Source organism: Buchnera aphidicola (Thelaxes californica) (genome assembly GCF_005080825.1).
Classification (GTDB): domain Bacteria; phylum Pseudomonadota; class Gammaproteobacteria; order Enterobacterales; family Enterobacteriaceae; genus Buchnera_I; species Buchnera_I aphidicola_V.
In genome coordinates, this window is record NZ_CP034852.1 from 1 (window position 1) to 25,744 (window position 25,744).

Here is a 25,744-nt window from a genome sequence, read left to right on the forward strand (position 1 = left end):
CATGCATAAAATGTTTTAAGTAAAAATCAAATAATATTTACATTGATTAACATTTTTACATTATTATAAAATAATATTAATTATAAAAATATATTATATTATTTAAATTATTTCATATGATAAAAGGTTAACATAATGATGTTAAAAAATTTTCAAGTAATTGTGATAGGAGGGGGTCATGCTGGAACTGAAGCATCCATGGCAAGCGCTAGAATGGGTTATTCAACGCTATTATTAACTCAAAAAAAAAGTACCATCGGAGCTTTATCATGCAATCCTTCTATAGGTGGAATAGGAAAAAGTCATTTAGTAAAAGAAATAGATGCTTTGGGAGGTATGATGGCTTCTGTTGCAGATCTTTCTGGAATACAATTAAAAATACTAAACACTAGAAAAGGAGTTGCAGTTCGTTCTACTCGAGCTCAGGTAGATCGTGTATTATATGCTAAATCAATAAAAAAAATTTTAAATAATCAAAATAACTTAACTATTATAGAACATGAAGTAGAAAGGTTAATTATAAAAAATGGAATTATTAAAGGAGTGATTACTAAAAAAGATCATCAACATTTTTATTCTAAATCTGTAATAATAGCAACAGGAACATTTTTAGGAGGAAAGATATATGAAGGTACAAAAATTATTCAGGGAGGTAGAAAAGGAGACACATCTTCAGAAATTTTAGCACAACAACTTAAAGAATTACCATTAAATATTAAAAGACTCAAAACAGGAACCCCTCCTAGATTATATAAACCCAGTATAAATTATGAAAAATTACAACCTCAATATGGAGATTTTCCTTTACCTTTCTTTTCTTTTATCAAAAAAAAAATATATAGACCTCAACAAATTCCTTGTTTTTTAACTTATACCAATGAAAAAACTCACGAAATTATTCAAAATAATATAACAAAAAGTGCTGTATTTAATGGTAACATTATTGGAATCGGACCAAGATACTGTCCTTCTATTGAAGATAAAGTTATGCGTTTTCCAGACAAAAACAGACATCAAATATTTTTAGAACCAGAAGGACTTAATTCTTTTTTAGTTTATCCTAATGGTATATCTACCAGTTTTCCTATTTCTATTCAAAAGAAAATTATTCAATCAATTAATGGATTACATCAAGCCCAAATTATTCAACCAGGTTATGCTGTTGAATACGATTTTTTAAATCCAAAAGATTTAAAATTAACTTTAGAAAGTAAATATATATCCGGATTGTTTTTTGCAGGTCAAGTTAATGGGACTACAGGATATGAAGAAGCCGCTTCTCAAGGTTTATTAGCAGGAATTAATGCAGCACTCAATGTAGAATCAAAAGAACCATGGTTTCCAAGAAGAGATCAAGCTTATTTAGGAGTTATGATTGATGATTTATGTACTCATGGCACAACAGAACCATACAGAATTTTTACCTCAAGAGCAGAATATAGATTATCTTTACGAGAAAATAATGCAGATATTAGATTAACTCATATAGGAAAAAAGTTAAATCTTATCAATGAAATAAGATGGAATCGGTATATTGAAAAAACTAAAAATATTCAATTTCAAACACATGTTTTAAAAAAAACAATATTGAAAAAAACAGATTTCAAAATGTTAAAAACAAAAAATATTACATTATCTAAATGTACATCCTATTTAGATCTTTTAAAAAGACCTAATTTTACCTATTTAAACATCGAACCATTAGCATTATTCAAACAGAAAAAAATCGATTTAGAAGCGTTAGAAGAAGTAGAAACTATGGTAAAATACCATGGATATATATTAAGACAACAAAAAGAAATTCAAAAAAAAATCTATAGTGAACACTTTAAATTACCTAATCATTTTAATTATCAAAATATCAAAGGATTATCGAACGAAGTTATAAACAAATTAAATAAAACACAACCATATTCATTAGGACAAGCTTCTCGAATTGAAGGTATTACTCCTGCTGCAATATCTATTTTAATAATTTATTTTAAAAAAATCTTTTTACAAAAAGAAAATATATATTAAATACCATTATGCATATAGTAATTTTTTGAAATAAACTTCTAATATACTATATCTATCAAAATAGTTTTTATTAATAAAATATTATTTTTTTTATAAATTATTTGTTATAAAGTATTTTATCAATATAAATTGATATATTTACTATATCTATAATTTCTATATATAAACTTTTATTTTTTTTTTCATTTAATTTATTTACAATAATATTTATACTTTTTTTATTAAAAATAAACATAAAGAAAACATGAATATTTAAACAGATAAAGTATTATACATTCAAAGATAAAATTTACAATATAATAATATTATTATTACATAAATAAGGTATATAAAAAAATGTTTTTTAGACAAATATCTACTCCTAAAGAGTATATTAGTCATCATTTACAACACCTACAATTCAACCTACATACTTTAAAATTATTATCTGGACATAATATTTCAACAAATTTTTGGATATTAAATTTAGATTCACTTTTTTTTTCTATAATTTTAGGTTTAATTTTTTTATTTCCTTTTTACAAAATTGCAAAAAACATGCAAAAAAATCCTAATAAAATACAAACTGCAGTAGAAATATTGATAAATTTTGTGAATGATAATGTCAATGATATTTTTCATGCAAAAAGTCAATTAATTGCACCGTTATCTTTAACAATTTTTGTATGGATTTTTTTAATGAATGCTATGGACTTAATACCTGTAGATTTTATTCCATTGTTTATAAAATATTTTTTTCATTATTCTACTATCCGTGTAGTACCTTCATCAGACATAAATATTACTTTTTCTATGTCAATTGGGGTATTTATTTTAATTATATTTTATAGCATAAAAATAAAAGGAGGAAAAGGATTTTTAAAAGAACTTATTTTTCAACCTTTTCAACATCCTATATTTTATTTTTTTAATTTTATTTTAGAAAGTATTAGTTTATTATCAAAACCAATCTCCTTATCTTTACGTTTATTTGGTAATATTTATGCTGGAGAAATGATTTTTATTTTAATTGCCAGTTTAATTCCTTGGTGGTGTCAGTGGATATTAAATGTACCTTGGGCAATATTTCATATATTAGTTATCGCATTACAAGCTTTCGTGTTTATGATTTTAACTATTGTATATTTATCCATGGCATCAAAAAAACATTAATCTCAATATTGTTTATTCATATAATAAAAAAAAGTATTCAGAGGTAGTTAATGAATCACGTAAGTACAGATGCAATTTATATAGCCGTAGCTGTAATAATTGGATTATCCTCAATAGGAGCCGCTATTGGAATAGGAATTTTAGGTGGTAAATTTTTAGAAGGAGCTGCTAGACAACCTGATCTTGTTCCATTACTTCGAACTCAATTTTTTGTCGTAATGGGTTTAGTTGATGCTATTCCTATGATTGCTGTTGGTTTAGGTTTATATATATTATTTGCAGCAAATTAAAATAATATTTTTTTTAAATAATTCGTTTTATATATGTACAAAAAAAAATGAAACAAGTGTCGCCCTTACACTTTTTTTTTTAAAAAAAAAAGTAAGGGCAATTTAATAAGAGAAATGACAATGAATATAAACGCAACAATTATTGGTCAAACAATTTCATTTATTTTATTTATTTGGATTTGTATGAAATATATTTGGCCTCCAATTATGGATACTATAAATGAACGACAAAAAACAATAATAAAATCATTACAATTAGCAAATCAAGCAAAAATAGAATATGAAAAAATACAAAAAAAAATACAAATAACATTAGAAAATACTAAAAAAGAAGCTGTATTAATTATACATAAAGCTCAAAAAAAACAAGAAAAAATTATATCTCAAACTAAAATCAAAGCAAAAAAAGAAAGCTTTATAATATTAAATGAAACAAAAAAAATCATTGAAATGGAAAAAAAAAAAATGATTTCAGAATCAAAAAAACATATTGTAAAATTATCTATTCAAATTGCAGAAAAATTATTACAACATTCTATTAATAAAAAAGATAATGATAAATTAATCAAAACATTACTTACAAATATATAAAGGAATACTTAAATTATGTTATATAAATACACAAAAAAAATGTCTTATCCATATTCTAAAGCTGCCTTTTTTTTTTCTAAAGAAAATGACTGTATTATTCAATGGCATACTATGTTAACATTTATCGCAAAATCGCTTCAAAATCCTCTTTTAAAAAATTTTAAACTTGGAATATTAGGAAACACTTATTCTATATTTTTTTTTAATAAAATTTTTGGAAAATATATTGATAAAAAATTTAATAATTTTATTAAAATCCTTATAGAAAATAAAAGATTATTTTTAATTAATAAAATATTATATTTTTTTATTGAACTATGGCAAAAAGAACAAAAAATAAAAAAAATAGAAATTACTACTGCAACAAAATTAAATAATATACAACTTCAAAAAATTCAATTATGTTTAGAAAAAAAATTTTTAAAAAATATAAATTTGATACATAAAATTGATCCGTCTATCATTGGAGGAATGATTATTAAAAATAATATGCAATCACTAGACGGTAGTGTAAAAAAATATTTATATAATTTAAAATTTTTTTTACAAAAATCATTGTAAATGAAAAGAGTTAATTAACTATGGAATTAAATTCAATCGAAATATTTGACATTATTAAAAAAAGAATTGACAATTTTAATTTTATTAAAAATAAAATAAATGAAGGAACAATTGTTTCAGTAAGTGATGGAATTATAAGAATCATAGGATTATGTGATGTTATGCAAGGAGAAATGATTCATTTATCAGAACAATTATATGGAATTGCATTAAATTTAGAAAAAGATATAGTTGGAGTAGTTGTTTTAGGTCCTTTTCATATATTAAAAGAAGGTATGACTGTTTACTGTACTGGAAAAATATTAGAAATTCCTGTCGGTTTTAATTTTTTAGGGCGTGTAGTAAATAGTTTAGGAATACCTATTGATGGACATGGAAATATTCCACATGATACTTATCTTCCTGTCGAATCTCCTGCACCAAATGTTATCGAACGTGCTTCAATTACTGAACCTTTACATACAGGATATAAATGTATTGATACTATGATTCCTATAGGAAAAGGACAAAGAGAATTAATTATTGGAGATAGACAAACTGGAAAAACAGCCTTAGCTATTGATACTATCATTAATCAAAAAAACTCAGGAGTAAAATGTATATATGTTGCAATAGGACAAAAAAATTCTACTGTAGTTAACGTTGTGCAACAATTAAAAAAAAATAATGCTTTATGTAATACAATCATTGTTGTGGCTTCTGCTTCAGAATCAGCTGCATTACAATATTTATCAGCCTATTCAGGTTGTACTTTTGGTGAATTCTTTAGAGATATAGGAGAAGATGCTTTAATTGTATATGATGATCTATCAAAACATGCAATTGCATATCGTCAAATGTCTTTACTATTAAAAAGACCTCCTGGAAGAGAAGCATTTCCTGGAGACATTTTTTATTTACATTCCCGACTGTTAGAAAGATCTGCTCGTATTAATAAAGATAAAGTTACATTTTTAACAAAAAATAAGATTAAGAATAAAACAGGATCTTTAACAGCTTTACCAATTGTAGAAACACAAGCTGGTGATGTATCAGCTTTTGTTCCAACAAATATAATATCTATTACAGATGGTCAAATATTTTTAGAATCAAATTTATTTAATGCTGGAATTAGACCAGCTATCAATCCAGGAATTTCTGTTTCTAGAATTGGTAGTGCAGCACAAACGAAAATTATGAAAAATTTTTCTGCTGGAGTACGAACAGCTTTAGCACAATATCGAGAATTAGCTTCATTTTCACAATTTGCTTCAGATTTAGATGATATTACTCGAAAACAATTAAATTATGGTCAAAAATTAACAGAATTATTAAAACAAAAACAATATTCACCTATGAGTATTGCAGAACAAAGTTTATTACTATTTGCTGCCGAAAAAGGATTTATAGAAAACATTTCTTTAGATAATCTAAATATTTTTGAAAATAATTTAATAGATTTTTTTAAATCAGATTATTTAAATTTATTTAATGAAATAAATCAAAAAGGAATTTTTGATAACATCATTGAACAAAAATTTATTAAATTATTAAATTATTTTAAAAACAATATATTTATATAATAATATCTTTTTTTTTATTACATCTAAATCAAGGTTGTTTTATGACTATTGTTAAAGAAATAAAAAATAAAATTGCCAGTGTAAAAAATACGCAAAAAATTACTAAAGCAATGGAAATGGTTTCTATTTCAAAAATGAGAAAAACTCAAAATAAAATGAATATAGGAAAACCTTATTCTGAAACAATTAAAACAGTTATTCAACATGTTACAGAAGGGTATTTAGAGTATCAACATCCTTATCTCAAATGCAGAAAAAAAATAAAAAAAATTGGGTGTATCATTATATCTACTGATAAAGGATTATGTGGAAGTTTAAACACTAATTTATTTAAAAAAATTTTAGAAAAAATAAAATTTTATGCTCAAAATAAAATATTTACTGAAATTATTATTATAGGTTCAAAAGGAATACACTTTTTTGAATCACTCGGTTATCATATTCTAGATAAAATAACAGGAATAGAAAATAACCCTTCTTTTTCAAAAATAGTCACTTTTTCAACTTCTTTAATATCAGCATATAAAGAAAAAAGAATTGATAAATTATACATTGGATATAATCATTTTCATAATCGACTAAATCAATATCCAATTGTACAACAATTACTTCCAATTATTACAGTAAATAAAAAACAAAAAAAACAAAAAATGTGGGATTATTTATACGAACCTAACTCAAAATTTTTGTTAAATATTTTACTCAATAAACATTTAGAATTTCAAATTTATCAAAGTATTTTAGAACAACTCGCTTGTGAACAAGCTGCAAGAATGATTGCAATGAATACAGCAAATAATAATAGTAGTTCTCTTATTCAAGACTTACAATTGAGATATAATAAATCTCGTCAATCTAGTATAACACAAGAAATTACAGAAATTATTGCAGGAGTATCTTCAATATCATGAGATACATAAATATATTAGTTTAAAAGGTGCATCATGAACGCTCTTGGAAAAATAATACAAATTATTGGTTCAGTCATTGATGTTGAATTTAATAATAATAATATTCCAAATATATATAATGCTCTAAAAATTACAACAAAAAACGCTTCATTAATATTAGAAGTACAACAACAATTAGGAGGAGGAATAGTAAGAACACTGGCGATGGGTAATTCAGATGGATTAAAAAGAGGTATGAATGTCACAGATTTAGGACATAAAATTAAAGTTCCAGTAGGTACAGCAACATTGGGAAGAATGATGAATGTTCTAGGTCAACCAATTGATATGAAAGGTGAATTTAAACATAACAATAAAAAAAAACAAGTAGAATATTGGGAAATTCATAGATCAGCTCCTACTTTTTTTGAACAAAATCATTCCAATAAAATATTAGAAACTGGTATTAAAGTGATTGATCTCATGTGTCCCTTTTCTAAAGGGGGAAAAGTTGGACTATTTGGAGGAGCAGGAGTAGGAAAAACTGTAAATATGATGGAATTAATTCGTAATATTGCAATTGAACATGATGGATACTCAGTATTTACAGGAGTAGGAGAAAGAACACGAGAAGGAAATGATTTTTATCATGAAATGAAATTATCAAATGTTTTAGATAAAGTCGCACTAGTATATGGACAAATGAATGAACCTCCGGGAAACAGATTACGTGTTGCTTTAACTGGATTAACGTTATCTGAAAAATTTCGAGAAGAAGGAAAAAACGTATTATTATTTATTGATAATATTTATAGATATACTTTAGCTGGAACAGAAGTATCAGCACTATTAGGAAGAATGCCGTCTGCAGTAGGATATCAACCCACTCTAGCAGAAGAAATGGGAATATTACAAGAACGTATTACTTCTACTAAAAAAGGTTCCATTACATCTATACAAGCTGTATATGTACCTGCAGATGATCTTACCGACCCTTCTCCAGCTACTACCTTTGCACATCTAGATTCTACGATTACACTTAGTCGTCAAATTGCTTCTTTAGGTATATATCCTGCTGTTGACCCCCTACTGTCAACTAGTAGACAATTAGACCCTGAAGTCATTGGTTTAGAACATTATACTACCGCTCGAAAAGTACAAAGTACTTTACAAAGATTTCAAGAACTAAAAGATATTATTGCAATTTTAGGAATGGACGAATTATCTGAAGAAGATAAATTAATAGTTTCTCGAGCAAGAAAAATTCAAAGATTTTTATCTCAACCATTTTTTGTAGCAGAAATATTTACCGGAAAAACAGGAAAATATGTTTCATTAAAAGATACAATAACTGGTTTTAAAAAGATTATTTCTGGAGAACTAGATCATATACCAGAACAATTTTTTTATATGGTAGGTTCAATACAAGAAGTATTAAAGAAATCACAAAAATCATAACACTGTTTTCAAAAAAAGTGTTTTTTCATCTTTAATTTTTAAGAGCGTATGCATGTATTTTCATCTCGATGTTGTTAGTGCTGAATGCAAAATTTTCTATAATAAAGTTCAAAAAATAAGCATACATGGAATAGAAGGAGAACTGGGTATTTATCCTAATCATGCACAACTATTAACATCAATCAAACCAGGTGTTTTATATATCAAAAATATAAACAATCAAGAAGAATATATTTATTTGTCAGGAGGAATTTTAGAAGTACAACCTAATATAGTAACTATATTAGCAGATATCGCAATTGACAGTAAAGATATTAATCGTATAAATGCTTTAAATCAAAAAAATCAAGCAGAAGAATATATAAAAAAATGTGATTTAAACGATTCTAAAAGAAAAGATATGCTTCATACTTTATCTAAAGCATTAGCTCAAATTAAAACAATTGAAATGATGAAAAAAATAAAAAAATAAGCGTTTAATTATTTATATAACTATATTCGGCAGGTTAAATATATAATATAAACCTGCCGTATATTTTATATATAGAAGAAATATAAAATTAAAAATCAACATTTTTAGCATATAATGCATTTTTTTCTATAAAAAAACGTCTAGGTTCTACAGCATCTCCCATCAATGTTCGAAATAATTGATCTGCTGTTTTTGCATCATGTATAGAAATTTTTAACATTCTTCTTGTTTTTGGATCCATGGTAGTATTCCATAATTGTATAGGATTCATTTCTCCTAAACCTTTATATCTTTGTATTGTTAATTTCTTTTGTGTAATAGCAATTATTGATTTTACAGTTTTTTCAATGTCAGAAAAATAAAAAATTTTAGATTCATATTGTATTACCGTTTTCAATCTATGTAAATTTTGTATTTCTACATACATTTTTTTAATCTCTAAAAATTGTGGATTTGTAAAAAAATCATATTCTATTTTATAAAATAATTTTTCTCCAAATATTTCTTTTATCAATATCGGTTCAAAAAAATTAGAATTATGTAATTTAGAAACACTACCATAATATATGGTATGTGTATTATTATTTTGATTTAATTTAAATGCAATATTTTTAGACCAATTTAATACTACAATTTCTTCCTCAAAATTCGACAAAACTGGTTGAGAAATTAATTCATTAAATATGATATCAGGAATATGTTGTTTATTTTGACTAATTTCATGTTTATATTTGATATAATTTAAAATAATTTTTTTAATTTTACCATGTTCTAATACTTTTTTATGAGAATTATTTTGATAAAAAATACAATTTTCTAAAGCTGTATTTATTTGATAATCATTAAGTGCAATTTCATCTTTAATATATTGTTCTTTTTTTCCTTTTTTCACTTTATATAAAGGAGGTTGTGCAATATATATATATCCTTTTTCGATTATTTCTGGCATTTGACGATAAAAAAAAGTTAATAATAATGTTCTAATATGTGAACCATCTACATCAGCATCTGTCATAATAATAATACTGTGATAACGTAATTTATTTAAATTAAATTCATTTTTTTCAATTCCACATCCTAAAGCTGTAATTAAAGCTGACACTTCTTGAGACAAGATCATTTTATCAAAATTTGCTTTTTCTACATTCAAAATTTTTCCTTTTAAAGGAAGAATAGCTTGATTTTTTCTATTTCTTCCTTGTTTTGCCGATCCTCCAGCAGAATCACCTTCAACAATATAAATTTCCGATAAAGCTGGATCTTTTTCTTGGCAATCCGATAATTTTCCTGGTAATCCAGATAATTCTAAAGAACCTTTTTTTCTAGTAATGTCTCTTGCTCTACGAGAAGCTTCTCTAACACGCGCTGCTTCTAATATTTTATTAATAATAATTCTAGCATCTTGAGGATGTTCTAATAAAAATTGAATTAAAAATTTTTGAGTTAAAGACTCAACAACGGATTTAACTTCTGAAGAAACTAATTTTCCTTTAGTTTGTGAAGAAAATTTAGGATCTGGTATTTTAATAGAAACAATGGCTACTAAACCTTCTCGTGTATCTTCTCCAATAATATTATTTTTCTGTTTTTTTAAAAAGACCATTTCTTTTTCTATATAATTATTAAAAGTCCTTGTAATAGCAGCTCGAAAACCAGACATATGAGTTCCTCCATCTTTTTGAGGAATATTATTAGTAAAACAATGTATTTTTTCCTTATATTTTGAATTCCATTGCATTGCAATTTCTACTGTTATTTTTGATTTTTTCTTTAAAAAATAAAAAATACGATTATGTATAGGACTATTATTTAATAATTTTATAAATGCTTTAATACCTCCTTTATAATGAAATTTGTGACTTCTATTTTGTTTATGATCATGTAAAAAAATTAAAATACCTGAATTTAAAAAAGATAATTCTTGTAGTCTTTTAAATAAAGTATCATATTTAAAACTGAGAACATTAGTAAAAACTTTGACACTAGGCCAAAACCTAATCATTGTACCTACTTTTTCATATTCAATATTTTTATATATTGGTTGTTTCGGAAATCCATTAAAATATTTTTGTGTATATTTTTGTTGGTTTTTATATACAATTAATTCTAATTTTTCTGATAATGCATTAACTACAGATATTCCTACTCCATGTAAACCACCTGAAACTTTATAAGCATCATTATCAAATTTTCCTCCTGCATGTAAAATTGTCATAATAACTTGCGCTGCAGGTACACCTGATTCAGTATGTATATCTATTGGAATGCCTCTACCATTGTCAATAACTGAAATAGAATCATCATCATGCATAATTACAATAATTTCTGTACAATATCCAGCTAACGCTTCATCAATAGAATTATCTACCACTTCAAATACCATATGATGTAGTCCACTACCATCATTAGTATCTCCGATATACATACCTGGGCGTTTACGAACAGCATCCAATCCTTTTAAAATTTTAATACTAGAGGAATTATAAACATGTGACATTAATTTTCCTTTTCTTTTTCTCTTTTCTTTTTTAAAAGTTATTAATTTGTAATAAAATATATTATATAACACATTTGAATTAAATATTTTTTATCAATAAAAATAATTTATTATTTAAAATTTAAGTACTATACTTTCAATATATTATTATAATAGTAAAGGCATAATTACAAAATAATTATTTTTCTGTTGTTCTTCTTGAATTTGCAACGAAGTAATAGGTACATTAAATGATATAATAATATTTTCATCCTTAATATTATTTAATATATCAATAACATAATTTACATTAACACTAAATTTCATTTCATTTTTTTTATATTGAATATTCAGTGTTTCTCGTGCATATTCCTCTTCTTCATTATTAGATTTTAATTCTAATTGATTATTAAAAAAATAAAATTGCACACTCTGAAATTTTTTATCCGCAAGAATAGATACTCGAATTAATGCATTTTTTAACATCATTACACAAATTTTTATTTTTATATCAGGATTTTTTAATAAAATATTGGAATAATCAGGATATTTTTCATCAATTAATTTAGAAAAAAAAACGATATTTTTTATTTTTATTTTTATGTTATTTTTATTAACAAATAAATGTATATTACAATCTTTTTTTTCCATTAATTTAATTAATTCTAATATTCCTTTTCTAGAAATAATTACCGAAAAAAAATTATACACAGTTTTAAAATTTATAGCACAAACAGCCATTCGATGACCATCAGTAGCAACCATTTTTATTTCATGTGAATTTATTTCTAATAATATTCCATTTAAATAATATCTAACATCATTAATAGCCATAGAAAAATATGTATTTTGTAACATATTTTTTATAAAAATCTGAGGAAGAATTAGTTCTACTTCATGATTAAAAGATGGTGTAGAAGGAAAATGATCACACGGCATAGTCAAAAGTTCAAAATTACTATTTTTTGAACAAATAGTCATTTTTTTTTCATGTATTTCTATTTCTATCATAGAATCAATAGGAAGACTTTTACAAATGTTTAATAATTTACGCCCAGATACCGTAGTTGATATATTAACACTTTGAGAAGCAATTAAAATATATACTGTAATTTCAGTGTCTAAATTAGTACTTGTGATAGTCAATTGTTCGGAATTTAGTTGAATTAAAACATTTTCTAAAATGGCAAAACTATGATTTTTCAATAATAAAACAGATACTTTTTGTAAAGCTTTTAATAATTTTTTTTGTTCTATAATAAATTTCATAATATTTCTTTATTAACAAGATATTTTTTTAATTAAAGTGAAAAAATCAATTTTTATTTGATTATCTTCTTGTAAAAGTTTATTAATTTTATGACATGCATGTATAACCGTTGTATGATCTCTATTACCAAAAGCCATACCAATTTCTAGTAAACTATGATTAGTTAATTTTTTAGTAATAGCCATAGCAATTTGACGCGGTTTAATAATAGATTGGAAACGACTTTTAGATAATAAATCAGAAATTGAAACTTTAAAATATTCAGCTACTTTATATTGAATAATTTGGATTGTAATAACATTTTTTTTAAAAAAAAATACATCTTGTAATGTTTTTTTTACAAATTCAATTGTAATATTTTGTTGTGTAAATTTTGCTTGCACGACTATTTTATTAAAAGCACCTTCTAATTCTCTTATATTAGTTTTTAATTGTGTTGCAATAAAAAAAATAACTTCATCAGATAAATAAATTTTATTTTCGATAGCTTTTTTCATTAAAATTGCTATTCTCGTATCTAATCCTGGTGGTTGAATTGAAATTGTAAGCCCCCAACTAAATCTTGATTTTAATCTTTCTGTAACACCTTGTATGGCTTTTGGATAACGATCAGATGTTAATATAATTTGTTGATTACCTTCTAATAAAGCATTGACAGTATAAAAAAATTCTTCTTGAGAACGTTCTTTATTAGAAAAAAACTGAATATCATCAATTAATAATACATCTACTGATCTATAATATTTTTTAAATGCCTCGATTTCGTTATTTTTTAAAGCATATACCATATGTTGTACAAAATGTTCAGAATGCATATAAACTACTTTTACAGTATATTTCTTATTAAGAATTTGATTGCCTATTGCATGTAATAAATGAGTTTTACCTAAACCAGTTCCTCCATATAAACATAAAGGATTATAACTTTTTCCAAAATCATGAGTAATTTGATAAGCAGCTGATCTTGCTAATTGATTACATTTACCTTCAACAAAATTATTAAAATTATGTTGTTTATTTATATTATTATTAAATTTAGAAATATTCATTACATAGTGATAATGTATTTTTTTTTTTTTATAATTATTTTTTTTAACATATACATGTTTCAAAGTTGTATTTTTTATACATGTATTTTTAACTTTAAATATTATTAAAGGACATGAAGAAGTAAAAAATTGTTTTAACAATTTTTTTAAAATATGTAAATATTTAATCTGTACCCAATGTAACACAAATTGATTTGGAGCATACAGTTCTAATACATTATTATTTAATTCAGCTGTTAAAGGACGTATCCACATACTAAATTCAATCGCATTTAATTCATGTCGTAATATACGAAGACATTTTTGCCAAATTGAAATTAACAATTCAGACTCCATTGGAATGCGTTAATACAATATAAATTATCAAAATATTAAAAATAAAATACTAAGAAAATTATTAGTATAGAATATAATATGAAGGTTTTTCAGAAATATATTCTTTCATTATGATGTAAAAAATAATTATGAACAGTAACATTTTTCTTTTTTTTCATATATTATATTATAGTGTATTATATTTTTTTATGTAATATTATCGAAATTTAAAAAACATAAATGGATATAATAAATGTCTAAAAATTAACATATTATTATTAATAATAAATCATGTAATTAGTTTAATACAAAACAAATATATAAAATATATCCTATATATTAATAAAAAAAATATTACATAGGTGTAAAAATTTCAATGAAACGTACCTTTCAACCATCTTTATTAAAACGTAATCGACTACATGGATTCCGATCAAGAATGGCAACAAAAAACGGGAGACATATTTTATCAAGACGTAGAAACAAATGTAGAATTAAACTTACTGTTTCTTCTAAATAATTCAATTTAAATAATGTGAATATATTATCTTTTCCTAAAAAATTACGTTTACTAAAAACAAATGATTTTAAACAAGTCTTTAAAAATGCTTATAAAGTACAGAATAAAGAAATAATTATTTTTGGAAATCCTAATGATTTGTTATATCCTAGATTAGGTATTAGTATTACTAAAAAAAAGATAAAATATGCTTATTTAAGAAATAAAATTAAAAGATTAATTAAAGAATATTTTCGATTGTCTCAAAATTTTTTAATAAAAATGGATTTTTTAGTAGTTGTCAAAAAAAATATATTAATCAATGATAAAAAATTATTTATCAAAAAAATACATACATTATGGAAAAGATATTATCAATTTCATAAATAAAAATTACCAAATAATTTCTTTAAATTTGTATAATTTTTGAAATAGTTAATAATAATCTTTATTATAGACTATAACCATTTATTATATAAATATTCAAAAAAATAAATATGAGATCATAAATAATGAAATTATCACGTAATTTTTTTATTTTTTCTTTTTTAATAATTCTTATTTTTGTATTTCCTTTATATAAAAAAACGAAAAATATTTTTCATACTATGGTACTACATCAAGAAAAAAACACTGAAAATAAAAATGTAGAAACATTTCTTAACCCAAAAGATTTTATCACAATAAAAAATAACGTTATTCAATTATATATAAGTAAAAAAGGAGGTGATGTTGTAAGAGTGGAATTATTAAAATTCAAAGATAAACTACACTCTAACAAAAATTTGAAATTACTAGATATTACTCATGATTTTATATATCAAGCAAATAGTGGTTTAATTGGTATAAATGGAATTGATGATTTTAAAAATAACCAACGTCCATTATATACTATATTACCAATGAAAGATCAATTATTTCAAAATCAACAAACTATCATTGTACCAATGAAATTTGTTTCTGATTCTGGAGTAACATATATTAAAACATTTACTTTAAAAAAGAATGCATATTTTATAAATGTAGAATATAAAATTATTAATAATACTAATCAATCATTAAATCTCTCTACATTTAATCAATTAAAACAAAGTATTAATAGCACTAATCCAAAAAAAATACAAAAAAAAAATCTTGCTCTGAGAGCATTTCGAGGAACAGCATATTCGACTGACCAATATAAATATAAAAAATATGATTTTGAAGAGATAAAAAAAAACAATAATATTCAAATATGTACAAAAACTGGCTGGATTGCAATGTTACAACAATATTTTATATCTGCTTGGATACCCAAAACACAATATCAACAATATATTAATACTAAATATTTAGGAAATAATATTGCAAGTATTAGTTTTCAATCAGAACCAATTATTATTAATGCAAAAGATACAGTAATTTTAAATTCTGTTTTATGGTTAGGACCAGAACAACAAGATACTATGGAAACAATTGCTCCTTATTTGAATATGACTGTAGACTATGGATTTTTATGGTTTTTGTCACAACCTTTATTTAAAGTGTTACAAACAATAAATTTTTTTTTAGGAAATTGGGGTTGTTCTATTATAGCAATTACTTTTATTATGAAATTAGCAATGTACCCAATAAGTAAAATTCAATACCGTTCTATGTATCGAATAAAACAATTACAACCTAAAATACACTCGATCAAAAAAAAATATGCTCATGATCAACAGAAAATCACTGAAAAAATTATTCATTTATATAAAAAAGAAAACATCAATCCATTAAGTGGATTATTACCAATACTAATTCAAATGCCTCTTTTTTTAGCATTATATTATATGTTAATGAATTCAGTAGAACTTAGACATGCCCCATTTTTTTTATGGATTGAAGATTTATCTGATAAAGATCCTTTTTACTTTTTACCTATATGTTTAGCTGTTACCATGTTATTTACACAAAATAATACATCAGATAATTTTGGTTCTTCTACCGATAAAAAAGAAAAATTCATACAATATTTACCACTAATGTTTATCTTTTTATTTTTGTGGTTCCCTTCAGGATTAGTACTATATTACATAGTAAATAATTTAATTAGTATTGTTCAACAAAAAATTATTTTCAATAATTTAAAAAATAATCCATAAATAATATGGATTATATTAAATATTTTATTATAGAGACCGTTTAATTGTGACAAAACAAAAAACAATAGTTGCACAAGCAACTGCTTCAGGAAAATCAGGAATAGGAATAATAAGAATTTCAGGTTGTAAAACATACTTAGTAGCTCAAACAATATTAAAATGTATTCCATCACCAAGATTAGCAACACATTTACGTTTTTTTGATATTAACGGATATATGATCGATTATGGAATTGCTATTTGGTTTCCTAAACCTCATTCTTTTACAGGAGAAGATGTTTTAGAATTACAAGGACATGGTAATAACATAATTTTAGATTTATTAATAAAAAATATTATTTCAATAAAAGGTATTCGTTTAGCCGATCCAGGGGAGTTCACAAAAAGAGCTGTATTAAATAAGAAAATGGATTTAACTCAAGCGGAAGGATTAATAGACTTTATTAATGCTGAGTCAGCACATGCAGCTCAATTAGCTTTAAATATGATGAAAGGAATATTTTCAAAAAACATTAAAAATATTATTATGATGTTATCAGAAATTAATGTTTTGATAGAAACTGAATTAAATTTTTCTGAAGAAGAACATTTACTCCTAGATATGAACTTAATTGAATTAAAATTAAAAAATATAATAAATATTTTAATGCAATTAAAAAAAACAGGAAAAGAAGGAATTCTCATCAAAGAAGGAATTAAAATAGTAATTTGTGGATTACCTAACTCTGGAAAATCAACATTATTAAACAAGTTATTAAATCAAAACATTGCTATTGTAACAAATATAGCTGGAACAACAAGAGATATATTACAACATAATATTAATATCCAAGGATTATCCTTTAATATTAGTGATACAGCTGGATTAAGACAAAGTAATGATTATATAGAAAAAATTGGAATTAAAAAAACGAAAAAAGAAATAAAAAAAGCAGACCATATATTGTATGTCATCGATATAAAACAACATAAAATAAATACAGAATTATTAAACAAAATAAAAAAAAATATATTCAATAATCAATCTTATACCATTGTTGTTAATAAAATAGATTTAATACCTATGCAACCAGTTTTAAAAAAAAATAAAAAAACACACAATATTTATATTTCAGCAAAAAAAGAATTAGGAATAGATTTATTAAAAAATTATCTTTTTAAATTATATAAAAATAATAATTCTTTAGAAACAATACATACAACACGTCGAAGACATTTAAATATTATTGATAAAGTATTTGTAGAATTATCATTTGGTATAAAAAATTGGAAAGAAAATAAAAATTTAGAATTATTATCAGAAAATTTACGTAATTCTCAAATATTACTCAATAAAATTATCAAAACAGATTCTTCAAAAGAAATATTAGAAAAAATTTTTTCTGAGTTTTGTATTGGAAAGTAAATATATTAAAGTAAAAAAATAAATAATTTTAAAAAAATAAAATTTATTTACATGATTAATGTAAATACATTACATTAATTTATAATATCTTAAATAAATTAAAGAAATATTAAAAAATATTTTTTTTAAAAAAATGCCCGAAGGCGGAATTGAACCACCGACACGGGGATTTTCAGTCCCCTGCTCTACCAACTGAGCTATTCGGGCTTTGATTAAAAACTAATAATATATTAATTATTTTAATTCGTCAATTTTTTTATTTGTTTATTGATAAAAAAAATCAAAAGTTTTATAAAAATCTGAAAAATAAAATTAAACATTCTTTTACTCTTGAAAGTTTTTATTTTTATCCACATATATATAATTAAATACTTATTTTAAACATATTGATCGATTGGACTAATTTGCTACTATAAAAAGGAGAGTTATAATATGAACATTCGTCCATTACACGATCGTATTATCGTAAAACGTAATGAAATTGAATCAAAATCTGCAGGGGGAATTGTTTTAACAGGTTCAGCTGCAGGAAAATCGACTAGAGGAACTGTTTTAGCAGTAGGAAATGGTAAAGTTTTAGAAAATGGAAAAATCAAACCATTAGATGTTAAAGTAGGTGATGTTGTCATTTTTAATGAAAGTTATGGAGCAAAAACCGAAAAAATTGATAATGAAGAAGTTTTAATTTTAACAGAAAGTGACATTTTGGCAATTGTTATAGAATAAATAAAAACTGTTATTCAATTTCAAATTATTTGTAAGGAAAATGTCAAATGGCTGCAAAAGACGTAAAATTCGGAAATGAAGCAAGAATAAAAATGCTGCGAGGTGTAAATATTTTAGCAGATGCTGTTAAAGTAACTTTAGGACCAAAAGGAAGAAATGTTATTTTAGATAAATCTTTTGGCGCACCAAGTATTACTAAAGATGGAGTTTCTGTAGCAAGAGAAATTGAATTAGAAGATAAGTTCGAAAATATGGGCGCTCAAATGGTCAAAGAAGTGGCATCGAAAGCCAATGATGCAGCAGGAGATGGAACAACTACAGCAACACTACTAGCACAAGCAATAGTAAATGAAGGTTTAAAAGCAGTAGCTGCTGGAATGAATCCAATGGATTTAAAAAGAGGAATTGATAAAGCGGTAATCAAAGCGGTAGAAGAATTAAAAAACCTTTCCGTACCTTGTTCTGATTCCAAAGCAATTACTCAAGTAGGAACAATTTCCGCTAATGCAGACGAAAAAGTGGGTGCATTAATTGCAGAAGCAATGGAAAAAGTAGGAAATGATGGTGTTATTACTGTAGAAGAAGGAACAGGATTACAAAATGAACTAGAAGTAGTTAAAGGTATGCAGTTTGATAGAGGATATTTATCTCCTTATTTTATCAATAAACCTGAAACAGGTTTAGTAGAATTAGAAAATCCTTATATTTTAATGGCTGATAAAAAAATATCCAATGTAAGAGAATTATTACCAGTATTAGAAGCTGTTGCTAAATCTGGAAAACCTCTTTTAATTATTTCTGAAGATTTAGAAGGTGAAGCATTAGCAACTTTAGTAGTAAACTCTATGAGAGGAATAGTAAAAGTAGCTGCAGTAAAAGCACCAGGATTTGGTGATAGAAGAAAAGCAATGTTACAAGATATTTCAGTATTAACTGCAGGATCAGTAATATCAGAAGAATTAGCAATGGATTTAGAAAAAACAACTTTAGAAGATTTAGGACAAGCCAAACGTGTAGTAATAACAAAAGACACCACAACAATAATAGGTGGTATTGGAGAAAAATACACTATACAAGGCAGAATTAGTCAAATAAGACAACAAATACAAGAAGCAACATCAGATTATGATAAAGAAAAATTAAATGAACGTTTAGCAAAATTATCTGGTGGAGTAGCTGTATTAAAAGTTGGAGCAGCAACGGAAGTAGAAATGAAAGAAAAGAAAGCAAGAGTAGAAGATGCATTACATGCTACTAGAGCTGCAGTAGAAGAAGGTGTAGTACCTGGAGGTGGTGTAGCTTTAGTAAGAGTAGCGGAAAAAGTTTCTACTATTACAGGTCAAAATGAAGATCAAAATGTAGGTATTCGAGTTGCAGTAAAAGCAATGGAAGCTCCTTTACGTCAAATAGTATCAAATTCTGGTGAAGAACCTTCTGTTGTAACTAACAATGTAAAAGATGGAACAGATAATTACGGATATAATGCAGCAACAGATGAATATGGAGATATGATCGAATTTGGAATACTTGATCCAACAAAAGTAACTCGATCAGCTTTACAATATGCTGCTTCAGTAGCTGGTTTAATGATTACTACAGAATGTATGGTTACTGATTTACCAAAAGAAGAAAAGTCAGATATTAGTACTCCTCCTGGAGGAGGTATGGGTGGTATGGGTGGTATGGGAGGAATGATGTAATATCTTTTTTCTAAAAAAAAGAATATGCATTATTTTTTCAAAAAATATAAAAAAATTTTTTTCTAAAATTTAGATTTGTATATAGTGACACATTTAAATAAATATTTTTAACTTTTCACCTTCAAATAATTTATATAGAAGGTGAAAAGTGTTAACTCTTATAATATTTTTACTATATAAAAAATAAAAATATGATTACAAAGAATAGTAACAACTTAAAAAAAGGAACAAAAATCCTTATTAATAGCGAACCATATATAATAGAATCTAGTGAATTTGTAAAACCAGGAAAGGGTCAAGCATTTATTAGAATGAAATTAAAAAATTTAATTTCAGAAAAATTATTAGATAAAACTTGTAAATCAACTGATACATTTCACATCGCTGAAGTTATTACAACTTCTGCTCTTTATTTATACAAAGATGTAGACAACTATTTTTTTATGGAAAAAAAATCGTTTGAACAATTTTCATTGAAAAAAAATGTTTTAAAAAAACATCAAAAATGGTTGATAGAACAAAACGAATATTTAGTCAATATTTGGAATAATAAAATTATTTCTATTGTTCCTAATAACTTTATTATTTCAAAAATAATAAAAATTAATAATAACATTAAAGGTAATTCAGTAACATCTAGTACAAATTTAGCAATATTATCTACAGGAGCAGTAATAAAAATTCCTCTATTTATTAAAATAGGAGAATTAATAAAAGTTGATACACGTTCAGGGGAATATGTATGTCGAGTTAAATCTATTTAAATAAAAATATTCTTTATTTATTTTAAATAAATATTTAAAACAGCATTCATATTCTGTATATATCAAATATATAAATTCTAGTATTCATCACCTTTAACATATTGTCTATAACTATCCCATTCAAAAGTTAACCACAAACTGTTACCCAATCTCATTCTGTCAATAACTCTTTCTCCTAACAAATTTTTCATACCTTGATGATCAAGATTAGATAACATTCCAGTAGAACGTTTAGAGGAAGAACGACGATCTACAATTTGATTAATAATTACTTTTTCATATCTAGATTCAGTTTGCATACCTATTTCATCAATCATCAATAAATCTACTGTACTCAAATTATTTAACAAATTTTCTTCTGTAATAATACTAGATTCATTAAATGTACCTTTCATATTTGACATCAAATCTGCTACAGTCACGATTAATACAGTTTTTCCATGTAAAATTAAATGATTTCCAATCGCTGAAGCAAGATGATTTTTTCCAGTTCCAGGCCTCCCTGAAAAAATAAAACTAGCAATATTACCATTAAATTCTTCTGCATAACGACGAGCAGCAGATACTGCTCTATGATGTCCTTGATGATATATTTTGTAATTATCAAATGAACAGTTAATATAAAGCTCACGAATTCCAGATCTTCCCAAAACCTTTTGCATTTTCATAGCTTGATTTTCTCTTAAAATTGACTGAGAATCTAATTTACCTTGCTCTTGATTCCAAAACAATAAATCTTTTTCAGTATCAAATTTAGGCTTAATATGGTTTGGAATTAATCGTTGTAATCTTTTTAAAAAATTTATGTGACTGTTCATACTATTCATCTCTAAATCCAATTGGAACTTTTTTATCTGGCATAGGAAGCTCATTAATATCTCTTTTATAAAATAATCTACTATTCATAGTTCTACTAGTTATTAAGCTTCTTGCAAGTTTTTGTTGCCATTGAACATGATAAAAAAAACGTCCTTCAGCTTTCCAATATGATTTAAATGCAGATAATTCTTCACATGTAGGTTTTTCTTGTAATTTTATACCCCATATCAATGCTTGATCTAAAAAATTATCATCCGGTTTCCAATTATCATACATAGAAAATTTTTCTTCATAATAATCATTATTGTGTTTTTGATTTTTTTTCTGATAAGCAAATTTTTTAAAATAATTTTCTAAAACAGTAATTTTTTGATTGTCTAACTTATTATTATGTATACAAAATAATTTTTTCATTAAATTAGGTGTAATAACATACATCATGACATCTTTTTGTTCTAATATTGCTAAAACTTCACTGGGAGTATTTTTTAGTGACTGAACTGGGTTTTTAGAAAATTGCTTTAAAGTAGTATAAAAAGATGTAAAAGCTCTAAAAGACATAAAATGTTTACCTCATCTTTTGCATAAAAAAATAAAAGGTATTATTATATATATATAAAAAAATTTATTTTTATATTTATTTTTATATAAACAAAAAAATAATTTTTTATTAAAATAATGTTAATAGTTTGATAAAAAATAAAATTGTAAAAATATAAAATTTCATAATTTTTTATTATTATAATTTTAAAAATATTTTATATAATACAAAAACTTTATCTTTTTTTTTTTTTATTTTATATAAAGTCCAATTCAATGGAATTGAAAGAACCTCTTTTTTTATATTATATTCTATATATACTAATGAATTATTTTTTAACAAATTATTTTTTTGAATTAAATCAATTGTTATATTCACTAAATTTAAATAAAAAGGAGGATCAATAAATATTATATCAAATAGTTGATGAGATTTTTTTAACCATTTTAAAGTATTTGTATGAAAAAATTGTATATTGTTTATCAATAACCTTGAAATATTATTTTTAATGTTTATTACATTTTTCTTCTTAATATCTAAGGAAACTACACAACTAGCACCACGAGAAACTGATTCAAAACTTAAAATACCACTTCCAGAAAAGCAATCTAAACAATAAGATTGTTGAATATAATTTTTTAACCAATTAAATAATACTTCTCGTATTATTGAGGTAGTTGGTCGCATGTAAAGATTACGTTGAGTATATATTTTTTGTGTATTCAATTTTCCACCAGTAATGCGAATTATTATATTTTTTTTCAATATCATTTCCATTTTTAATTAAATTAATTTAAATATAACACATTATATTTTTCTATTATAATATATAAAAAGTTAAAATTTTTTATATATTATAAAGTGCAAAAATAAAATAATGGAAAATATATCATGAATCAAAAAAATAAAACTGGATTTTTTTCTTTCTTTAATTTTAAAAAAGAAACAACAAAAAAAAAAGAAACAAATAAAACATCCTTAACACAAAATAATGAAAAAAATTTTAATCAAACTAATACATCTAAAAATATTTTTCAAATTTTTGTAAATACTTTAAAAAAAACAAAAGAAAAATTTAATATCACAATTAAAAATTTGTTTTATAAAAAAAAAATTGATGCTAAATTATTTAAAGATATTGAAGAAACACTAATCAAGTCAGATATAGGAATTATTACAACACAAAAAATTATTCATCAACTCATACAACAAGCTGACTATCAACAATTAAAAAACGCTAATGAATTATACGAATTATTAAAAACAATAATGGTTAACATATTAAATCAAACAACTACGATCCAATATTCCACACAAAAAAAACCTTTTTTTATATTAATTGTAGGTGTTAATGGATCAGGAAAAACTACAACAATTGGTAAATTAACTAAAAGATATAAAAAAAAGGGGAAATCAGTTCTTTTGGCTGCAGGAGATACTTTTAGAGCTGCCGCTATTGATCAATTATTATTTTGGTCAAAAAAAAATAACGTTACATTAATTCATAATAAAATTAATTCTGATCCTGCTTCAATTATTTTTGATGCATTAAGTTCTGCAAAATCAAAAAATATTGATATTGTAATTGCTGACACTGCAGGAAGAGTACAAAATAAAATACATTTAATGGAAGAATTAAAAAAAATAATTCGGGTATCTAAAAAAATTAATCCTAATTTTCCTCATGAAATTATGTTAGTAATCGACGCTTGTAGTGGTCAAAACGTATTAGATCAAGTGAATACTTTTAATAAAAATTTAGGTATTACCAGTTTAATTATTACTAAATTAGATGGTACAGCAAAAGGAGGTGTAATATTTTCAGTCATCGATCAATATAAAATTCCAGTGCGTTATATCGGAATTGGAGAAAAATCAGAAGATTTATATACTTTTAATGCTCAACATTTTGTTAATGCTTTATTTGAATAATTTTTAAGATATTTACTATATTTAAAATGCAAAACAATCATTTTTTTAAATTAAAATAAAAAAATTTATTCTTTGATTTACCATTTTTGATACAGTAAAATATTAATTGTAATAACATATTTATTGATATAAAAATATTTAAATATATTAAATTTAATAGAGATAAAAATGATTAACAACATACAAAGAATGGCTTTTACTCCACTTGGAAATTTAGATGCTTATATACGAGCTGCTAATAATTGGCCAATGTTGTCTTTAGAAGAAGAACAAAATCTTACTAAACTTTTATATTATAAAGGGGATATAAAAGCAGCAAAAACTTTAATTTTATCTCATTTACGTTTTGTTATTCATATTTCTAGAAATTATTCTGGTTATGGTTTATTACAAGCAGACTTAATCCAAGAAGGTAACATAGGATTAATGAAAGCAGTTAAAAAATTTAATCCAGAAGTAGGGGTAAGATTAGTATCTTTTGCAGTACATTGGATAAAATCCGAAATTCATGAATATGTATTAAGAAATTGGAGAATTGTAAAAGTAGCTACTACCAAATCTCAAAGAAAACTATTTTTTAATTTAAGAAAAAATAAAAAAAGATTAGGATGGTTTAATAATGATGAACTAGAAATAGTTGCTAAAGAATTAGGAGTTAGTAGTGCAGATGTTCGAGAAATGGAATCTCGTATGTCAGCTCAAGACATCACTTTTAACCCAACACCTGAAGAATCTTATTCAGATGGAAAACAAAAATGTATTAATAATGCTTATTTAAATGATCTTTCTTCAAATTTTGCAAATTATTTAGAAGAAAATAATTGGGAATCATATGAAACTAATAAATTAAATGATGCTTTGACAATTCTAGATAAAAGAAGTTTACATATTATTAAATCTAGATGGTTAGATGGAAATAATAAAAATACTTTACAAAAAATTGCACAACATTATGGTATATCTGCAGAAAGAGTTAGACAAATAGAAAAAAATGCAATGAAAAAATTAAGAAAAGAAATAGAAAAATAAACATATGTTAATCTTTAAAAAAAATGAATATATTAGAATCACTTCTGTATTCATCAAAATAAATAAATACACAAATTAAAAAAATAATATTAATAAAATAA

General features: G+C 24.1%; 24 protein-coding genes and 1 tRNA gene. 18 read left to right on the top strand and 7 right to left on the bottom strand.

Annotation, left to right across the window (positions count from 1 at the left end; all coding sequences use genetic code 11):
• The first annotated feature begins 132 nt into the window (after positions 1–132).
• The 9 genes from mnmG to D9V80_RS00045 all read left to right on the top strand — a co-directional run bounded on the left by mnmG (position 133) and on the right by D9V80_RS00045 (position 8,995).
• Entirely contained in the window at positions 133–2,019 is a 1,887-nt protein-coding gene (mnmG, locus tag D9V80_RS00005) for a tRNA uridine-5-carboxymethylaminomethyl(34) synthesis enzyme MnmG (RefSeq protein ID WP_158352986.1), read from the top strand.
• Between the two features lie 336 nt (positions 2,020–2,355).
• Positions 2,356–3,171 carry a F0F1 ATP synthase subunit A gene (gene atpB / locus D9V80_RS00010; protein ID WP_158352988.1) on the top strand — a complete coding sequence of 272 codons (816 nt, stop codon included), beginning with the start codon at positions 2,356–2,358 and terminating at the stop codon, positions 3,169–3,171.
• A 50-nt stretch (positions 3,172–3,221) separates the two neighbouring features.
• Positions 3,222–3,461, top strand: a complete 240-nt coding sequence (gene atpE / locus D9V80_RS00015; RefSeq protein ID WP_158352990.1) for a F0F1 ATP synthase subunit C — start codon at positions 3,222–3,224, stop codon at positions 3,459–3,461.
• A gap of 120 nt (positions 3,462–3,581) precedes the next feature.
• Complete coding sequence (locus tag D9V80_RS00020; protein ID WP_187306493.1) at positions 3,582–4,052, top strand: F0F1 ATP synthase subunit B; 471 nt, start codon at positions 3,582–3,584, stop codon at positions 4,050–4,052.
• A 15-nt stretch (positions 4,053–4,067) separates the two neighbouring features.
• Positions 4,068–4,613: an ATP synthase F1 subunit delta gene (gene atpH, locus D9V80_RS00025; protein WP_158352993.1), complete on the top strand. Its 546-nt coding sequence runs from the start codon at positions 4,068–4,070 to the stop codon at positions 4,611–4,613.
• A 20-nt stretch (positions 4,614–4,633) separates the two neighbouring features.
• Positions 4,634–6,175 (top strand): F0F1 ATP synthase subunit alpha, encoded by a 1,542-nt coding sequence (atpA, locus tag D9V80_RS00030; protein ID WP_158352995.1) that lies wholly within the window; start codon positions 4,634–4,636, stop codon positions 6,173–6,175.
• Between the two features lie 41 nt (positions 6,176–6,216).
• On the top strand, positions 6,217–7,086 hold the full coding sequence (atpG, locus tag D9V80_RS00035; RefSeq protein WP_158352998.1) for a F0F1 ATP synthase subunit gamma: 870 nt from the start codon (positions 6,217–6,219) through the stop codon (positions 7,084–7,086).
• A gap of 33 nt (positions 7,087–7,119) precedes the next feature.
• Positions 7,120–8,523, top strand: a complete 1,404-nt coding sequence (atpD, locus tag D9V80_RS00040; RefSeq protein WP_158353000.1) for a F0F1 ATP synthase subunit beta — start codon at positions 7,120–7,122, stop codon at positions 8,521–8,523.
• A 52-nt stretch (positions 8,524–8,575) separates the two neighbouring features.
• Positions 8,576–8,995 (top strand): F0F1 ATP synthase subunit epsilon, encoded by a 420-nt coding sequence (locus D9V80_RS00045; RefSeq protein WP_158353002.1) that lies wholly within the window; start codon positions 8,576–8,578, stop codon positions 8,993–8,995.
• Between the two features lie 88 nt (positions 8,996–9,083).
• Here the strand turns inward: D9V80_RS00045 and gyrB are convergent, their stop codons facing one another.
• The 3 genes from gyrB to dnaA all read right to left on the bottom strand — a co-directional run bounded on the left by gyrB (position 9,084) and on the right by dnaA (position 14,126).
• Entirely contained in the window at positions 9,084–11,492 is a 2,409-nt protein-coding gene (gene gyrB / locus D9V80_RS00050) for a DNA topoisomerase (ATP-hydrolyzing) subunit B (protein ID WP_158353004.1), read from the bottom strand.
• A 147-nt stretch (positions 11,493–11,639) separates the two neighbouring features.
• Positions 11,640–12,740, bottom strand: a complete 1,101-nt coding sequence (gene dnaN / locus D9V80_RS00055) for a DNA polymerase III subunit beta (RefSeq protein ID WP_158353007.1) — start codon at positions 12,738–12,740, stop codon at positions 11,640–11,642.
• 12 nt (positions 12,741–12,752) lie between these two features.
• Complete coding sequence (gene dnaA / locus D9V80_RS00060) at positions 12,753–14,126, bottom strand: chromosomal replication initiator protein DnaA (protein WP_410051795.1); 1,374 nt, start codon at positions 14,124–14,126, stop codon at positions 12,753–12,755.
• A gap of 355 nt (positions 14,127–14,481) precedes the next feature.
• Between dnaA and rpmH the strand changes: the two genes are divergently transcribed.
• The 4 genes from rpmH (at position 14,482) to mnmE (ending at position 18,132) form a co-directional block, all read left to right on the top strand.
• On the top strand, positions 14,482–14,625 hold the full coding sequence (gene rpmH, locus D9V80_RS00065; RefSeq protein WP_158353009.1) for a 50S ribosomal protein L34: 144 nt from the start codon (positions 14,482–14,484) through the stop codon (positions 14,623–14,625).
• A 15-nt stretch (positions 14,626–14,640) separates the two neighbouring features.
• Positions 14,641–14,994, top strand: a complete 354-nt coding sequence (gene rnpA / locus D9V80_RS00070) for a ribonuclease P protein component (protein ID WP_158353011.1) — start codon at positions 14,641–14,643, stop codon at positions 14,992–14,994.
• A 122-nt stretch (positions 14,995–15,116) separates the two neighbouring features.
• The gene (gene yidC / locus D9V80_RS00075) at positions 15,117–16,727 is read left to right on the top strand and encodes a membrane protein insertase YidC (protein WP_158353013.1); all 1,611 of its coding nucleotides are present in this window, start codon (positions 15,117–15,119) and stop codon (positions 16,725–16,727) included.
• 46 nt (positions 16,728–16,773) lie between these two features.
• Positions 16,774–18,132 (top strand): tRNA uridine-5-carboxymethylaminomethyl(34) synthesis GTPase MnmE, encoded by a 1,359-nt coding sequence (gene mnmE, locus D9V80_RS00080; protein WP_187306494.1) that lies wholly within the window; start codon positions 16,774–16,776, stop codon positions 18,130–18,132.
• A gap of 134 nt (positions 18,133–18,266) precedes the next feature.
• Here the strand turns inward: mnmE and D9V80_RS00085 are convergent.
• Positions 18,267–18,339, bottom strand: a tRNA-Phe gene (locus D9V80_RS00085).
• Positions 18,340–18,564: 225 nt separating this feature from the next.
• Here D9V80_RS00085 and D9V80_RS00090 point away from each other — a divergent pair.
• The 3 genes from D9V80_RS00090 (at position 18,565) to efp (ending at position 21,322) form a co-directional block, all read left to right on the top strand.
• Entirely contained in the window at positions 18,565–18,858 is a 294-nt protein-coding gene (locus tag D9V80_RS00090; RefSeq protein ID WP_158353017.1) for a co-chaperone GroES, read from the top strand.
• Between the two features lie 47 nt (positions 18,859–18,905).
• Positions 18,906–20,558, top strand: a complete 1,653-nt coding sequence (gene groL / locus D9V80_RS00095; protein WP_158353019.1) for a chaperonin GroEL — start codon at positions 18,906–18,908, stop codon at positions 20,556–20,558.
• 191 nt (positions 20,559–20,749) lie between these two features.
• Complete coding sequence (gene efp / locus D9V80_RS00100) at positions 20,750–21,322, top strand: elongation factor P (RefSeq protein WP_158353021.1); 573 nt, start codon at positions 20,750–20,752, stop codon at positions 21,320–21,322.
• Positions 21,323–21,399: 77 nt separating this feature from the next.
• Here efp and dnaC read toward each other — a convergent pair whose 3' ends face one another.
• The 3 genes from dnaC to rsmD form a co-directional block, all read right to left on the bottom strand.
• The gene (gene dnaC, locus D9V80_RS00105; protein WP_158353023.1) at positions 21,400–22,140 is read right to left on the bottom strand and encodes a DNA replication protein DnaC; all 741 of its coding nucleotides are present in this window, start codon (positions 22,138–22,140) and stop codon (positions 21,400–21,402) included.
• 1 nt (position 22,141) lies between these two features.
• Positions 22,142–22,702, bottom strand: coding sequence for a DnaT-like ssDNA-binding domain-containing protein (locus tag D9V80_RS00110; protein WP_158353025.1), 561 nt, complete (start codon positions 22,700–22,702; stop codon positions 22,142–22,144).
• Between the two features lie 178 nt (positions 22,703–22,880).
• Positions 22,881–23,447, bottom strand: coding sequence for a 16S rRNA (guanine(966)-N(2))-methyltransferase RsmD (gene rsmD / locus D9V80_RS00115; RefSeq protein WP_187306495.1), 567 nt, complete (start codon positions 23,445–23,447; stop codon positions 22,881–22,883).
• Between the two features lie 126 nt (positions 23,448–23,573).
• Between rsmD and ftsY the strand changes: the two genes are divergently transcribed.
• On the top strand, positions 23,574–24,614 hold the full coding sequence (gene ftsY / locus D9V80_RS00120; protein WP_158353030.1) for a signal recognition particle-docking protein FtsY: 1,041 nt from the start codon (positions 23,574–23,576) through the stop codon (positions 24,612–24,614).
• A 168-nt stretch (positions 24,615–24,782) separates the two neighbouring features.
• On the top strand, positions 24,783–25,643 hold the full coding sequence (gene rpoH / locus D9V80_RS00125) for an RNA polymerase sigma factor RpoH (RefSeq protein ID WP_158353032.1): 861 nt from the start codon (positions 24,783–24,785) through the stop codon (positions 25,641–25,643).
• Positions 25,644–25,744 lie beyond the last annotated feature (101 nt).